Annotated in this window: 14 protein-coding genes; 9 read left to right on the forward strand and 5 right to left on the reverse strand. The window is 60.7% G+C overall.

From position 1 onward, the window contains the following. The first annotated feature begins 41 nt into the window (after positions 1 to 41). From BT119_RS17070 to tldD, 5 genes are all read left to right on the forward strand, one after another. Positions 42 to 644, forward strand: coding sequence for a Maf family protein (locus BT119_RS17070; protein WP_003431505.1), 603 nt, complete (start codon positions 42 to 44; stop codon positions 642 to 644). Further along, a complete protein-coding gene (gene rng, locus BT119_RS17075) occupies positions 641 to 2098 on the forward strand; it encodes a ribonuclease G (RefSeq protein WP_003364105.1) in 1458 nt (485 codons plus the stop codon). Before BT119_RS17070 ends, rng begins: the two co-directional genes overlap by 4 nt. Before the next feature lie 180 nt (positions 2099 to 2278). Continuing rightward, on the forward strand, positions 2279 to 6094 hold the full coding sequence (locus BT119_RS17080) for a YhdP family protein (RefSeq protein ID WP_072366419.1): 3816 nt from the start codon (positions 2279 to 2281) through the stop codon (positions 6092 to 6094). A 48-nt stretch (positions 6095 to 6142) separates the two neighbouring features. Next, the gene (locus tag BT119_RS17085) at positions 6143 to 6988 is read left to right on the forward strand and encodes a carbon-nitrogen hydrolase family protein (RefSeq protein ID WP_072366421.1); all 846 of its coding nucleotides are present in this window, start codon (positions 6143 to 6145) and stop codon (positions 6986 to 6988) included. A 2-nt stretch (positions 6989 to 6990) separates the two neighbouring features. Continuing rightward, positions 6991 to 8430 carry a metalloprotease TldD gene (gene tldD / locus BT119_RS17090; protein WP_003400228.1) on the forward strand — a complete coding sequence of 480 codons (1440 nt, stop codon included), beginning with the start codon at positions 6991 to 6993 and terminating at the stop codon, positions 8428 to 8430. Between the two features lie 47 nt (positions 8431 to 8477). Here the strand turns inward: tldD and yjgA are convergent, their stop codons facing one another. After that, positions 8478 to 8999: a ribosome biogenesis factor YjgA gene (yjgA, locus tag BT119_RS17095; protein ID WP_003364101.1), complete on the reverse strand. Its 522-nt coding sequence runs from the start codon at positions 8997 to 8999 to the stop codon at positions 8478 to 8480. A gap of 107 nt (positions 9000 to 9106) precedes the next feature. On the opposite strand from yjgA, the gene pmbA reads away from it, so the two are divergent. The 4 genes from pmbA (at position 9107) to BT119_RS27540 (ending at position 12277) form a co-directional block, all read left to right on the forward strand. Beyond that, positions 9107 to 10453, forward strand: coding sequence for a metalloprotease PmbA (gene pmbA, locus BT119_RS17100; protein WP_072366423.1), 1347 nt, complete (start codon positions 9107 to 9109; stop codon positions 10451 to 10453). Between the two features lie 587 nt (positions 10454 to 11040). Continuing rightward, entirely contained in the window at positions 11041 to 11502 is a 462-nt protein-coding gene (locus BT119_RS17105; protein WP_003364099.1) for a tetratricopeptide repeat protein, read from the forward strand. A gap of 1 nt (position 11503) precedes the next feature. Next, positions 11504 to 12115: a superoxide dismutase gene (locus tag BT119_RS17110; protein ID WP_003364098.1), complete on the forward strand. Its 612-nt coding sequence runs from the start codon at positions 11504 to 11506 to the stop codon at positions 12113 to 12115. 27 nt (positions 12116 to 12142) lie between these two features. Then, on the forward strand, positions 12143 to 12277 hold the full coding sequence (locus BT119_RS27540; RefSeq protein WP_255301235.1) for a hypothetical protein: 135 nt from the start codon (positions 12143 to 12145) through the stop codon (positions 12275 to 12277). Positions 12278 to 12301: 24 nt separating this feature from the next. Here BT119_RS27540 and BT119_RS17115 read toward each other — a convergent pair whose 3' ends face one another. Genes BT119_RS17115 through hpf form a run of 4 tightly spaced genes read right to left on the reverse strand, consistent with a single transcriptional unit; the run spans position 12302 to position 14233 of the window. Then, positions 12302 to 12574: an HPr family phosphocarrier protein gene (locus tag BT119_RS17115; RefSeq protein ID WP_003364097.1), complete on the reverse strand. Its 273-nt coding sequence runs from the start codon at positions 12572 to 12574 to the stop codon at positions 12302 to 12304. Between the two features lie 15 nt (positions 12575 to 12589). Next, positions 12590 to 13447: an RNase adapter RapZ gene (rapZ, locus tag BT119_RS17120; RefSeq protein WP_003364096.1), complete on the reverse strand. Its 858-nt coding sequence runs from the start codon at positions 13445 to 13447 to the stop codon at positions 12590 to 12592. Positions 13448 to 13449: 2 nt separating this feature from the next. Further along, complete coding sequence (ptsN, locus tag BT119_RS17125) at positions 13450 to 13914, reverse strand: PTS IIA-like nitrogen regulatory protein PtsN (RefSeq protein WP_003364094.1); 465 nt, start codon at positions 13912 to 13914, stop codon at positions 13450 to 13452. Between the two features lie 10 nt (positions 13915 to 13924). Continuing rightward, complete coding sequence (gene hpf / locus BT119_RS17130; RefSeq protein WP_002555091.1) at positions 13925 to 14233, reverse strand: ribosome hibernation-promoting factor, HPF/YfiA family; 309 nt, start codon at positions 14231 to 14233, stop codon at positions 13925 to 13927. Positions 14234 to 14277 lie beyond the last annotated feature (44 nt).

A 14277-nucleotide genomic window follows, 5' to 3' on the forward strand; every position in this document is an offset into this window, starting at 1 on the left:
GCGTCCCTCGCGCTCACCCGCACAGACACGGAGATGTCCTTATGCCCTCGCTTTATCTGGCTTCTGGCTCGCCGCGCCGCCGCGAACTTCTGACTCAGATCGGTGTGCCGTTTACCGTACTGAGCGCTCAGATCGACGAAACCCCCTTCGACCATGAAACCCCCGCTGCCTATGTCGAGCGTCTTGCGCTGGGCAAGGCTCAGGCCGGGCTGTCCGTGCTGCCAGCCGAACACCAGGCCTGCGTGATGGGGGCCGACACGGCGGTGGTGCTCGATGGACGCATTCTTGGCAAGCCGGTCGATGAGTCAGATGCCTTGGCGATGTTGATGGCCCTGTCCGGGCGCGAGCATGACGTGCTGACGGCTGTCGCGCTCAGTGATCGGCAACGCAGCGAAACCCGTATTGTTACCAGTCGTGTGCGCTTTCGCCCGATTCAAACCCATGAAGCCCACGCCTACTGGACCAGTGGCGAGCCCGCCGACAAGGCCGGCGGCTATGCCATCCAGGGGTTGGCAGCGATTTTCGTCGAGGGTCTGCAAGGCAGCTATTCTGGGGTGGTGGGGCTGCCCCTGTGCGAAACCGCAGAACTGCTCGGCCATTTCGGCATACCCTGCTGGCAATGCCTGGAAGGTGACAAGTCATGAGTGAAGAGATTCTGATCAACATCACGCCGATGGAATCGCGCGTGGCAGTGGTGGAAAACGGGGTTCTGCAAGAGGTGCACGTCGAGCGCACCCAACGTCGCGGCATTGTCGGCAATATCTACAAAGGCAAGGTTGTGCGGGTGCTTCCCGGCATGCAGGCGGCGTTCATCGACATTGGTCTGGACCGCGCGGCGTTCATTCATGCGTCGGAAATCTCCATGCGGGAAGGGCCAGCGGTCGAGAGCATTGCGTCGCTGGTACATGATGGCCAGAGCCTTGTCGTGCAAGTCACCAAAGACCCGATCGGCAGCAAGGGCGCACGGCTGACCACGCAACTCTCCATTCCGTCACGTTATCTGGTGTACATGCCGCGCACTGCGCATGTGGGCATCTCGCTGAAAATCGAGGACGAAGCCGAGCGCGAACGACTCAAGAAAGTGGTCAGCGATTGTGTTGCCCAGGAAGGTATCAAGGAAGCCGGAGGTTTCATTCTGCGCACCGCTGCGGAAGGCGCCGGTGCCGACGAAATCCTCATGGACATCCGCTATCTGCGCAGGCTCTGGGATCAGATCGGCGAGCAGATCAAGACCGTCAGTCCGCCCACGGTGATTTACGAAGACCTGGGCCTGGCGCTGCGCACCTTGCGCGATCTGGTCAGCCCGCGCATCGAGAAGATCCGTATCGACTCGCGGGAGACCTTTCAGAAAACCACCCAGTTCGTGGCCGAGCTGATGCCGGAAATTGCCGACAGGCTTGAGCACTATCCGGGCGAGCGGCCGATCTTCGACCTCTATGGGGTCGAGGACGAAATCCAGAAGGCCCTCGAGCGCAAGGTGCCGCTCAAGTCGGGTGGCTATCTGGTAATCGACCCGGCCGAAGCGATGAGCACCATCGACGTCAATACCGGCGCGTTCGTGGGGCATCGCAACCTCGAAGAAACCATCTTCAAGACCAATCTGGAAGCCGCCACGGCCATCGCCCGGCAGCTGCGCCTGCGCAATCTGGGCGGCATCATCATCATCGATTTCATCGACATGGAAGACGGTGAGCATCAGCGTCAGGTGCTGCGCACGCTGGAGAAACAACTGGAACGCGATCACGCCAAGACCAACATCATCGGTATCACCGAGCTGGGTCTGGTGCAGATGACGCGCAAGCGCACCCGCGAAAGCCTCGAGCAGGTGCTGTGCGAACCGTGTCATTGCTGCGCAGGGCGGGGCAAGCTGAAGACACCCGAGACCATCTGTTACGAAATCTTCCGGGAAATCCTGCGCGAGGCCAGGGCCTATCAGGCAGTGGGCTATCGCGTTCTGGCCAATCAGCGCGTGGTGGATCGCCTGCTCGACGAAGAGTCCGGCAACGTGGCTGAGCTGGAGAGCTTTATTGGCCGCACTATCCGTTTTCAGGTAGAAACCATGTACTCGCAGGAACAATACGACGTGGTGCTGCTCTGAGGGTGCTGATCGTTTGAAATATATGAAAAGTGCCCTACGGGTTTCTGGCAGGTATGCCGTTTTATCGAGAATGATGCGTGGCGAATGAGCAAAACCTGTACCTGACCGCACCTGCACCTCCGAGCCGGAATCCGTTCGCCGATTCCGCTCCTCGCACCTCGCAGTGGAGGGCCTCCTGAGATGGGACGTCTTCCTCGCCTTGTCGCAACCCTGACCCGCTGGGGTCTGAGCCTGTGCGCACTGATGCTGGTGCTTGCGGCGCTGTACGTGAGTCTCGGCCGTCAATTGACGCCGCTGGTTGCCGAATACCGTGTTGATGTGGAAACCCGTGCCAGCAGCGCGTTGGGTATACCGTTGAGCATCGGCAGCCTGGAAGGCAGCTGGAGCCGCTTTGCTCCGGTGTTGCTGGCCAACGATGTGATGGTCGGCGAGGGCACCAGTGCCCTGCGTCTGGATCGTGTAAGGGTTGTTCCCGACCTTTGGGAAAGCCTGCTGGCGCGTGACGTACGCATCGCTCATCTTGAAGTGGACGGCCTGCAGTTCAGTCTCAGGCAGGACAAGGACGGCGCATGGTCGGTTCAGGGCTTGCCGGTGCACAACGACAGCCCCTTCGACCCCGAGCAGGTGCTCAGGCAGATGCAGATGGTCGCGCATTTGTCGCTACTCGATAGCCAGGTTACGGTGCAACCGTTTGACGCCGCGCCGCTGACCCTCACCTATGTAAACCTCAGCCTGGACACCGGCAGCTATGCCCAGCGACTTGACGCACGCCTGACCCTGCCGGATGGTCAGCCGGTCGCGCTCAACGTGCGTTCGCGCATTCAGGCCAGTCAGTGGAAGGACGGCGAGGCCGATGTCTACGCCAGCCTGCCGCAAAGCGACTGGGCCAAGTGGCTGCCGAAAAGCCTCACGCGCGAATGGACACTGTCGAAGCTGCAGGCCGGGGGCGAGGTCTGGTTGAATTGGGGCAAGGGCACCGTGCAAAGCGCGACGACGCGCCTCAATGCACCGCAGGTCAAAGGCGTTTATGCCGGTCGCAAACCGGCGACGATCGATAACCTTGCGCTGAACGCATGGTTTGCACGGACTGAAACAGGTTTCGACCTGAACCTCGATTCACTGGCGATGAGCCTTGGCGACACGCGCTGGGAAAGCCGTGTGCAACTGACGCAAACCGCCGCGACGCCCGACAGCGAAGAGCTCTGGCACGTACAGGCTGATCGTCTGGACCTGACTCCCGTCACGCCGCTGATCGACTCCCTCGCGCCCCTGCCTGACAAGGCCATGGCAGTGGTCGACGGCCTCAAGGTGACAGGCGGGCTGCATAACGTACTGCTCGACTACCGGCCGCAGGCAGTGGGCGACCAGCGCCTGAGCTTTGCCGCCAATCTGGACAAGGTGGGTTTCAACGCGTATCGCGGGGCCCCGGCGGCCGGAAATGTCACCGGTGCCATCAGCGGGGATCTGGGCCAGGGCGAGCTGCGCCTCGACACCGATGATTTCATGCTGCACCTGGACCCGATCTTCGCCAAACCCTGGCGTTACCAGAAGGCCAATGCCCGTCTGACCTGGAAACTGGATGATCAGGCGTTCACGCTGATCGCCCCGTATATCAAGGTGCTTGGCGACGAAGGCAAGATTGCGGCGGACTTTCTGATCAAGATTCATCTCAGTCATGATCAGGAAGATTACATGGACCTGCGGGTCGGCATGGTTGACGGCGATGGCCGTTACACCAGCAAGTACCTGCCGACAGCGCTCAGTCCGGAGCTCGATCACTGGTTGCGCACCGCGGTGGTAAGTGGCGCGGTCAAGCAGGGGTTCTTCCAGTATCAAGGGTCGCTGAACAAGAATTCGCCCGATACGGCGCGTGTCATCAGCCTGTTCTTCGATGTCAGTAATGCAACGCTGGCGTTCCAGCCGGGCTGGCCGTCGCTGACCGGGGTGGATGGCAAGGTCTACGTCGAAAACAGCGGTGTACGTGTCAAGGCAAGCAAAGGCCAGTTGCTCGATACCAAGGTCAGCAACGTGCTGGTCAATATTCCTCATGTGCCGTCAGGTCAGGACAGTCACCTGCTGGTGGACGGTAATTTCTCCGGAAACCTGATCGACGGCCTGAAGATTCTCCAGCAGGCGCCCATTGGCACGGGCAGCACATTTGCCGGATGGCAGGGCGAAGGTCCGCTGGACGGCAAACTGAAGCTGGATATCCCGCTGGCCAAGGGCGTCGAGCCAAAGGTCGTGGTGGATTTCAGCACCGACAATGCGCGTCTGAAACTGGCTGACCCGGTGCTGGAGCTGACTCGCCTGAAGGGCGATTTCCGTTTCGACAGCGCCACTGGCCTGAGTGGCAAAGGCATCAAGGCCCAGGCATTCGATCGTCCTGTGACCGCAGAAATCGCCGCCGAGGGCAAGCCAGGCGACAACGTGACACGCATTGTGGCGAACGGGCAAATCACCGTGAAGCGGCTGACCGACTGGCTGAACGTGACGCAGCCGCTGCCGGTCTCCGGTGACCTGCCGTATCAGTTGCAGTTGATTCTGGACAGCAAGGACAGCCCGCTGGTAATCAACTCCACGCTCAAGGGCGTGGCGATCGATTTGCCCGCACCGTTTGGCAAAACCGCCGAACAGGAGCGTCCCAGCGAGTTCCGCATGACTCTGCAAGGCGCGGAGCGCAGGCTCGGCGCGGCGTATAACGATCAGGCCAACTTTGCTTTCGCTGCACCGAATGGCAAGTTTGCCGAAGGTCGAGGCGAACTCTATCTGGGGCGCGGCGGGGCGATCGTGCCGGACGCCAAAGGCTTGCGGATCCGTGGCGAGTTGTCCGAGCTGGATATAGCGCCCTGGCAGGAACTGGCCGCGCGTTACACCGGGAATGATCCGGGCAGCAACGCGAAGCAACTGCTTAACAGCGTTGACCTGCAGATCGGCAAGCTGACCGCGATGGGCACCACACTCAATGACGTGCGTGTTCAATTGCAGCGCAACGCGGCAGCCTGGGCCCTGTCGCTGGACAGCGCGCTGGCCAAGGGCACGGCAACGCTGCCCGACGCCAAGTCTGCCCCGATCGGCATCAACATGCTCTACGTTCGACTGCCTGCATCCGATCCGACAGCGACCGTGGTGGAAAACGCACCTGACCCTCTGGCGGATATCGACCCGCACAATATCCCTGCGCTGGACGTGAAGATCTCCCAACTGTTTCAGGGCGATCAGTTGCTGGGGGCCTGGGCGTTGAAATCCCGGCCGACGCCTGCTGGCATGCGCATGTCGGACATGAGCCTGGGGCTCAAAGGCATCCTGCTGGAGGGTGACGCTACCTGGGAGGGCACGCCCGGGGCCAGCAGCAGTTCGTTCAAAGGCCGCCTGGCGGGCAATAACCTCGCGGATGTGCTCAAGGCGTGGAACTTCGCCCCCACCGTCACCAGTGAACGCTTCGAGATGAACGTGGACGGACGCTGGCCGGGTTCGCCTGCCTGGGTCGGTCTGAAGCGCTATTCCGGCAGTCTGGATGCCACGCTCAACAGAGGCCAGTTTGTCGAAGTCGAGGGCGGTGCTCAGGCGTTGCGGGTATTCGGGCTGTTGAACTTCAACTCCATCGGCCGGCGTCTGCGCCTGGACTTCTCCGACCTTCTGGGCAAAGGCCTGAGCTACGACCGGGTCAAAGGGCTGCTGGTCGCCAGCGACGGTGTCTATGTGACGCGCAACCCGATCACCCTGACCGGGCCTTCGAGTAATCTGGAGCTCAACGGTACCCTGGACATGGTTCGTGATCGCGTCGATGCGAAGCTGCTGGTGACCTTGCCGGTCACCAACAACCTGCCTATTGCTGCGCTGATTGTCGGCGCACCCGCCATTGGCGGGGCGCTGTTTCTGGTCGACAAGCTGCTGGGCGACCGGGTTGCGCGTTTCGCCAGCGTGCAATACAAGGTCGAAGGGCCCTGGAAAGAGCCGAAGATCACGTTCGACAAGCCATTTGAAAAGCCCCAATAGCGTCTCATGGAGTACAGTGGTGGCCATGTCATTCAGGAGCGGGTTGCCATGTCCTTCGCGGTGATTCAGATGGTCAGCCAAAGCGATGTCCTGGCTAATCTGGGCAGTGCTCGGCGTTTGCTGGAACAGGCGGCTGAAGGTGGCGCGCGGTTGGCGGTACTGCCCGAAAACTTCGTCGCGATGGGGCGCCGTGACGTTGCTGATATCGGTCGTGCCGAGGCTCAGGGGCACGGACCGATCCTGCCATGGTTGAAACTGGCCGCTCGCGACCTCAAGTTATGGATTGTTGCCGGAACCTTGCCACTGCCGCCGGATGAGCGGCCGGATGGCAAGGTGACGGCGTGTTCGCTGTTGATCGACGAGCACGGTGAGCAGGTGGCCCGTTATGACAAACTGCATCTGTTCGATGTAGACGTCGCTGACAACCGTGGCCGCTATCGTGAATCGGATGACTATGCTCATGGGAGCAGTGTGGTGGTAGCCGATACGCCCGTGGGGCGTCTGGGGCTGACCGTCTGCTACGACCTGCGCTTTCCCGAGCTGTACACCGCGCTGCGTGAAGCCGGTGCTGAACTGATTACCGCGCCGTCAGCGTTCACTGCGGTAACCGGGGCTGCGCACTGGGACATTCTGATCCGCGCGCGTGCCATCGAAACCCAGTGTTACGTGCTGGCGGCAGCACAGGGCGGGGTCCATCCGGGGCCTCGCGAGACTTACGGACACGCGGCCATCGTTGATCCATGGGGCCGCGTACTGGCCGAGCAGGCACAGGGTGAAGCGGTGCTGCTGGCCACACGAGACAGTCAAGAACAGGCGTCCATACGGGCGCGGATGCCGGTGTCCAGTCACCGGCGCTTTTTTTCGCAGGACGCCATGCGGCCTGCTTCGGAGTGAATATGAGTGATCTGTCCTCAGTCAGCGAACACCTTCTGGCACCCGGCGGCCTGAACCTCGACAGCCTGCAGTCCGTGCTGGGCGATCTGGCCGGGCCAGGAATCGACGCGGCCGATCTGTATTTTCAGGGCATGATCTCCGAGTCCTGGTCGCTCGAAGACGGGATCGTCAAGGAAGGCAGTTTCAATCTCGATCAAGGCGTGGGCGTGCGTGCCCAGTCGGGTGAGAAAACCGGCTTTGCGTACAGCAACGCGATCACCGCCGAGGCACTGCGCACCGCCGCGCAGGCCGCGCGCTCCATCTCCCGCGCTGGCCAGAATGGTCGCGTGCAGGCTTTCACCTCGCAGGACGTGGCGCAGTTGTACGCCCCGGATAACCCGCTGGAAGTGTTGAGCCGCGCCGAGAAGGTCGAGTTGCTCAAGCGCATCGACGTTGCGACGCGTGCGCTGGACTCGCGTATCCAGCAGGTTTCGGTGAGCATGGCCGGCGTCTGGGAGCGCATTCTGGTGGCCGCCGCGGATGGCAGCCTTGCCGCCGATGTGCGCCCGCTGGTGCGCTTCAATGTCAGTGTCATCGTCGAGCAGAATGGCCGTCGCGAGCGGGGCGGGCATGGCGGCGGCGGGCGTACCGACTACCGTTATTTCCTGACCGACGATCGCGCCATGGGCTATGCCCGTGAGGCCCTGCGTCAGGCACTGGTCAACCTGGAAGCGATTCCCGCCCCGGCAGGCACCTTGCCGGTAGTACTCGGCTCTGGCTGGTCCGGCGTGCTGCTGCACGAAGCAGTGGGTCACGGCCTTGAGGGCGACTTCAACCGCAAGGGCAGTTCGGCCTATAGCGGGCGCATGGGCGAGATGGTTGCGTCGAAACTCTGCACCATCGTCGACGACGGCACCCTGGCGGGGCGTCGTGGCTCGCTGAGTGTCGATGACGAGGGCACACCGACCGAATGCACCACGCTGATCGAGAATGGCGTGCTCAAGGGCTACATGCAGGACAAGCTCAATGCGCGCCTGATGGGCGTGGCACGTACCGGCAACGGCCGTCGCGAGTCCTATGCCCACCTGCCGATGCCGCGCATGACCAACACCTACATGCTGGGCGGGCAGAGCGATCCGCAGGAAATCATCGCCTCAGTGAAGCGCGGCATCTACTGCGCCAATCTGGGCGGTGGCCAGGTGGATATCACCAGCGGCAAGTTCGTGTTTTCAACCAGTGAGGCCTATCTGATCGAAGACGGCAAGATCACCGCGCCGGTCAAAGGCGCGACCTTGATCGGTAACGGGCCGGAAGCCATGAGCAGGGTGTCGATGGTGGGTAATGATCTGTCGCTGGACAGCGGCGTCGGTACGTGCGGGAAAGATGGCCAGTCGCTGCCGGTCGGTGTGGGTCAGCCTACGCTGAAAATCGACGCGATCACCGTGGGCGGCACCGGTAGCTGAATGTGAGTCGGGGCCGGCTGCCTCTGCTGCCAGCCCCGAGGGCGAAATCAACGCAGACCGCGTTGAAGTTCGTCCAGCTCACGGATGTATTTGAAGATTTTGCGGCTGGTGGCCGGCGGTTTGTTGCGTGCAACTTCGTGTTGCGCCTGACGGATCAGCGAACGCAGCTGCTGACGGTCGGCATCGGGGTATTCGACAACGAATTTCTCGAGGTCGGCGTCATCGCCCGCAATCAGGCGATCACGCCAGCGCTCCAGATTGTGGAAACGTTCATTGTATTGGCGAGTGGAGGCATCGAGTTGGTCCAGCAACACCAGAATGGCTTCCTGGTCCTGATCGCGCATCAGCTTGCCGATGAACAGAATGTGCCGCTTTCGCGCGATGTTCGCCGTGTGCTTGGGCGCTTCGGCCAGGGCCTTGCGCAAAGCGTCGGTCAGCGGCAGCTTGGCCAGCACATCGGCTTTGAGTGTTGTCAGTCGCTCGCCGAGGTCGACCAGAGCATGCAGCTCTCGTTTGACCTGGGTTTTGCTTTTCTCCCCGTCGAGGGAGTCGTCGTAAGAATCAACCATGGGGGCAGTCCGCAAAGAAACGCCGCCATGATAACCAGTCGTGGGCCGCTTGTCCGGCCCGGTCGGTATTCGGCCTGTGCTGAAAGAAGAATTTGATGGAGAAAGTCATGAGTGCAACCCAAAGCGTCGGCCCACAAGCCTTGCCCGAACTGCAGGAACAGGTCGAGCAGATCATCGCCGAAGCCCGGCGTCAGGGTGCCAGCGCCTGCGAAGTCGCGGTGTCGGTGGACCAGGGGCTGTCGACATCGGTCCGTCAGCGTGAAGTCGAAACCGTCGAGTTCAACCGCGATCAGGGCTTTGGTATCACCCTGTATGTCGGGCAGCGCAAGGGCTCGGCCAGCACGTCGGCAACCGGCGCCGATGCGATTCGTGAAACGGTCGCCGCTGCACTGGCGATTGCCGAACACACCTCCGAGGATGAAAGCTCCGGGCTGGCCGACGCTGCGCTGATGGCCAAAGAGGTCATGGATTTTGACCTTTATCACACCTGGGACATCACGCCCGAGCAGGCCATCGAGAAAGCGCTGATCTGCGAAGCGGCGGCCTTCGATGTCGACAGCCGCATCAAGAACGCCGATGGCACTACGCTCAATACCCATCAGGGCTGCCGCGTGTATGGCAACAGCAATGGCTTCATCGGTGGCTATGCCTCAACGCGTCACAGCCTCAGCTGTGTGATGATTGCCGAGGGTGAAGGCCAGATGCAGCGCGATTACTGGTATGACGTCAACCGCCAGGGCGAGCTGCTGGCCGATGCGCAGAGCATTGGCCGCAAGGCCGCGTTGCGTGCGGCAAGCCGTCTGGGTGCGCGTCCGGTGCCGACCTGTGAAGTGCCAGTGCTGTTTGCTGCGGAACTGGCGGGCGGCCTCTTCGGCAGCTTTCTCGGCGCCATTTCCGGTGGCACGCTGTACCGCAAATCGTCGTTCCTCGAAGGCGCGCTGGGTCAGCGCCTGTTCCCTGAGTGGATGACCATCGATGAGCGCCCGCACCTGAAGCATGCGATGGGCAGTTCGGCGTTCGACAGCGACGGTCTGGCGACCTTCGCCAAGCCATTCGTGGCAGGTGGGGATCTGGTTTCCTATGTGCTGAGCACGTATTCCGGCCGCAAGCTGGGCATGCCGAGCACCGCCAACGCGGGCGGTGTACATAACCTGTTCGTCACCCATGGTTCGGACGACCAGGCTGCGCTGATTCGGCGCATGGGGCGCGGCTTGCTGGTCACCGAGCTGATGGGCAGCGGTTTGAACATGGTCACCGGCGACTATTCGCGTGGCGCGGCAGGCTTCTGGGTCGAGAATGGCGAGATTCAGTTCCCGGTTCAGGAAGTGACCATCGCCGGCAACATGCGCGACATGTTCAAGCAGATCGTCGCCGTTGGCAGCGATCTTGAGCTGCGCAGCAACATCCGCACCGGCTCGGTACTGATCGAGCGAATGACCGTAGCGGGTAGCTGACAGGCCCCCGATTCCGGCTATCGTGCCCATAAATGCAGAGCGTGGGCACGATAGTTGTGATCATCGTTCCCTACGCTCCAGCGTGGGAATGCAGTTCACGACGCTCTGCGTCGTCAAGAGGACGCAGAGCGTCCGGAACGGCATGCGACGCGGAGCGCCGCACGATAGTTGAGGTTATCGTTCCCTACGCTCCAGCGTGGGAATGCAGTTCACGACGCTCTGCGTCACCCATCCGCTTGCGGCTTTGACCGCCAATAACCTCCCTCCGAACCCGCGTTTTACGCTTCCCTCAAAGCATGTTCACGCTCACCGGCGCAAGGCGGTGAAGCGATTGGGCTTGTGTTGATTCTGTATCTCATTTAATAATGAATATCATTTATAAAATGAACTGCGATCACGGGGTCTGCTTTGAACGAGTTGTCTTAGCTGGAAACCAGCGTGGCTTGGGTCTGCGGATTCGTTGTGCGCTTTAAACCGACGAGCCTCTGCTGATCAAGCATTACCTCGTCAAGAGGCGTTCCTGACGCGATTGACCGCCACGCCCTGGCCCATGGTCGCTGCCTAGCCAACGTTCCTGGAGGTATGTCATGCAGCATTGGAAATGCACCATCGAGCAGGCCAATCGCTGTTTCAATCTCGGCGAGTGGGTCGAGGCCCGCGAGTTGTACCTTCAGGCGCTGGCGTTGGCGCAAGTCCTGTTCGAACGCTGGGCGGATGCCGACGAAGCGGTCGCGGCCTGTGTGATTTCTCACCATAACCTAGCGGATCTGCACCTGAGTCTGGGCCAGCCGGAGGAGAGCGCCGAGTACCTGTGTGCCATCCACCAGCACCTGTTGCGGACCCTGCAGGATCAGCGCCTCCCGCCCGCCCTGCGCGAGGCGGCCTTGCGTCATAGCAGCAAAACATACGCCGAGCTGCTGAGTTTCATCAGCGAACATGGCGAATACCCGCGCACCCATCGGTTGCTGAACAGCAGCGGCGAGCATACGCGCTCAGCGCTGCAACGCCATTCGGGAGCCCCTTCCGGACTTTTCTACGGAGCACACTGACATGCCATACACCTTGCCCGCACTGCCTTACGCATACGATGCCCTTGAACCGCATATCGATGCGCAAACCATGGAAATCCACTACACCAAGCATCACCAGACGTACATCAACAATCTCAATGCAGCGGTGGAAGGCACGGAGTTTGCGGACTGGTCTGTCGAGAAACTCGTCGCCAGTGTCCAGCAATTGCCTGAAAACCTGCGTCCAGCGGTGATCAATCAGGGTGGCGGCCATGCCAATCATTCGTTGTTCTGGGAAGTCATGGTGCCGGGCGGGGGAGGCTTGCCCACAGGCGCTGTCGCGTTGGCGATTGACGAACAACTGGGCGGCTACGAAAGCTTCAAGGAAGCGTTCACCAAGGCCGCGTTGACCCGATTCGGCAGTGGCTGGGCATGGCTGAGCGTCACGCCTGACAAGAAGCTGGTGGTGGAAAGCAGCGGTAATCAGGACAGCCCGCTGATGAACGGCAACACGCCGATTCTAGGGCTGGACGTGTGGGAGCACGCTTACTACCTGCGCTATCAGAACCGTCGTCCCGAATACATCAACGCGTTCTACAACGTGATCAACTGGGATGAGGTGTCCCGCCGTTATCAGGCCGCCCTGGCCTGAGCCTGGCAACCGGACCCAAGGCAGCCCATGCGCTTCGGATTCCTTACGCTCAGTACTGCGCGGTTATTTCGGCTGGTAGTGGGTAGCGTGCTGTTGTTGGCGGGTATGGCGCTACTGGTTGCCCATGGGCTGAGCTGGATGCACTTGCAAGGCTGGTGGTGACGTATACCGCGTTTGTCCGAGGGCTTATTCGCCCTCATCAAACCGGTTGTTGATCAGCTCGACCAGGCCATCGAGCGCTTCCTGTTCGAATTCGCCTTCAGTGTGCAGGTGGATCTCGGTGCCCTTGCCGGCAGCCAGCATCATCACGGCCATGATGCTTTTGCCGTCAACCATGCTCTCCGGAGTGCGGCCGACCCTGATCTTGCAGGGGAACTTGCCTGCGACGCCGACGAATTTGGCGGCAGCGCGGGCATGCAGGCCCAGTTTGTTGATGATGGTGATTTGACGGGCGGGCATCGCAGTGAAAATCCTTCAGCTGAGGTCGCGGTGGCGGACCTGAACGTTCTTGAGTGATTGTTGCAAAACCTGACCAAGCCGCTCGGTCAGGTAGACCGAACGGTGGTGTCCGCCGGTGCAGCCGATGGCAATGGTAACGTAGGAACGGTTACTGGCTGCAAACCGGGGTAGCCATTTGTTCAGGTAGGCAAAGATGTCCTGAAACATTTCTTCGACATCAGGCTGCACCGACAGGTAGTCGATAACAGGCTGTTCAAGCCCTGAATGGTCGCGCAGTTCTGGCTTCCAGTAGGGATTGGGCAGGCAGCGCACATCGAATACCAGGTCTGCATCGATGGGCATGCCACGCTTGAAACCAAATGACTCGATCAGAAACGCCGTGCCTGGCTCGGGCTTGTTCAGCAGGCGAAGCTTGAGCGCGTCGCGCAACTGATAGAGGTTCAGGTGGGTGGTGTTGATCTTCAGGTCGGCCAGATCGATGATCGGGCCAAGCAGTGCGGTCTCGTCGCGTATCGCTTCGGCCAGCGAACGATCGGCCGTGCTCAGGGGGTGGCGGCGCCGGGTTTCCGAGAAGCGCTTGAGCAGTGTGGCTTCGTCTGCATCCAGGTAGAGCACGTCGCACTGAATATTGCGCGCGCGTACTTCATTCAGCATCTGCGGAAAACGGGTCAGATGGCTGGGCAGGTTGCGCGCATCTATCGAAACCGCCAGCAGCGGTTCGGCGAGTTCGGTGTTGATCAGCGCGCGTTCCGCCAGCTCCGGCAAGAGACCTGCCGGCAGGTTATCGACACAGTAAAAACCGTTGTCTTCCAGCACGTCGAGCGCCGTACTCTTGCCTGAGCCGGAGCGACCGCTGACGATGATCATGCGCATGGTCAGTTTCCGTTCTGCACGTCCAGCACCACTTGATAAAGCGCCTGAGCGCTTTCGGCACTGCGCAGGCGCTTACGCACATCTTTGTCGTCGAGCATGCTGGCGATCTGGCGCAGCAGCTCCAGGTGCTCATCGGTAGCGGCTTGCGGGACCAGCAGGACGAACAGCAGGTCAACCGGCGCGCCATCGATGGCGTCGAAATCCACGGGTGTAGCGAGGTGAATGACTGCACTGACAGGCTCGCTGCAGTCAGCAAGGCGGCAGTGGGGAATGGCAATACCGTTGCCAAAACCGGTCGAGCCCAGTTTTTCCCGGGCAACGAGGCTTGCGAATACTGTATCCGAGACCATGCCCGGCACTTCACGGCCGATCAGGTTGGCAATTTCTTCGAGTACACGCTTTTTGCTGCCACCCGGCACGTTCACGAGGGAGCGGCCGGGGGTCAGGATATTTTCGATTCGGATCATTAAATGGGCGTTAGCGAGCGGCCGCACCTTTGAGGATGCTTTGCTGCTTTTCCTTATGCTTGAGCAATTGTCGGTCTAGCTTGTCAGTGAGCAGGTCGATGGCAGCGTACATGTCATCATGTTCAGCATTGGCAACGACCTCTCCACCATGGATGTGCAACGTGGCTTCGATCTTCTGCTTGAGCTTTTCGACCGTCATCGTGACCTGCACGTTGGTAATCTTGTCAAAATGCCCTTCGAGCTTCTTGAGCTTGAGCTCAACGTATTCACGAAGGGGTTTGGTCACTTCCAGTTGGTGTCCACTGATGTTGACTTGCATACAGCTTTCTCCTTTGCCAGTGCATAAAGAGGCAGGCATGGCGC

The sequence above is a fragment of the Pseudomonas sp. NFACC10-1 genome (assembly GCF_900119195.1).
Taxonomy (GTDB): domain Bacteria; phylum Pseudomonadota; class Gammaproteobacteria; order Pseudomonadales; family Pseudomonadaceae; genus Aquipseudomonas; species Aquipseudomonas cerasi.

What these genes read in the sequence shown, in the direction of transcription:
- BT119_RS17070 (WP_003431505.1), top strand. Translation starts at nt 42, where the DNA reads ATGCCCTCGCTTTATCTGGCTTCTGGCTCGCCGCGCCGCCGCGAACTT.
- rng (WP_003364105.1), top strand. Translation starts at nt 641, where the DNA reads ATGAGTGAAGAGATTCTGATCAACATCACGCCGATGGAATCGCGCGTG.
- BT119_RS17080 (WP_072366419.1), top strand. Translation starts at nt 2,279, where the DNA reads ATGGGACGTCTTCCTCGCCTTGTCGCAACCCTGACCCGCTGGGGTCTG.
- BT119_RS17085 (WP_072366421.1), top strand. Translation starts at nt 6,143, where the DNA reads ATGTCCTTCGCGGTGATTCAGATGGTCAGCCAAAGCGATGTCCTGGCT.
- tldD (WP_003400228.1), top strand. Translation starts at nt 6,991, where the DNA reads ATGAGTGATCTGTCCTCAGTCAGCGAACACCTTCTGGCACCCGGCGGC.
- yjgA (WP_003364101.1), bottom strand. Translation starts at nt 8,999, where the DNA reads ATGGTTGATTCTTACGACGACTCCCTCGACGGGGAGAAAAGCAAAACC.
- pmbA (WP_072366423.1), top strand. Translation starts at nt 9,107, where the DNA reads ATGAGTGCAACCCAAAGCGTCGGCCCACAAGCCTTGCCCGAACTGCAG.
- BT119_RS17105 (WP_003364099.1), top strand. Translation starts at nt 11,041, where the DNA reads ATGCAGCATTGGAAATGCACCATCGAGCAGGCCAATCGCTGTTTCAAT.
- BT119_RS17110 (WP_003364098.1), top strand. Translation starts at nt 11,504, where the DNA reads ATGCCATACACCTTGCCCGCACTGCCTTACGCATACGATGCCCTTGAA.
- BT119_RS27540 (WP_255301235.1), top strand. Translation starts at nt 12,143, where the DNA reads ATGCGCTTCGGATTCCTTACGCTCAGTACTGCGCGGTTATTTCGGCTG.
- BT119_RS17115 (WP_003364097.1), bottom strand. Translation starts at nt 12,574, where the DNA reads ATGCCCGCCCGTCAAATCACCATCATCAACAAACTGGGCCTGCATGCC.
- rapZ (WP_003364096.1), bottom strand. Translation starts at nt 13,447, where the DNA reads ATGCGCATGATCATCGTCAGCGGTCGCTCCGGCTCAGGCAAGAGTACG.
- ptsN (WP_003364094.1), bottom strand. Translation starts at nt 13,914, where the DNA reads ATGATCCGAATCGAAAATATCCTGACCCCCGGCCGCTCCCTCGTGAAC.
- hpf (WP_002555091.1), bottom strand. Translation starts at nt 14,233, where the DNA reads ATGCAAGTCAACATCAGTGGACACCAACTGGAAGTGACCAAACCCCTT.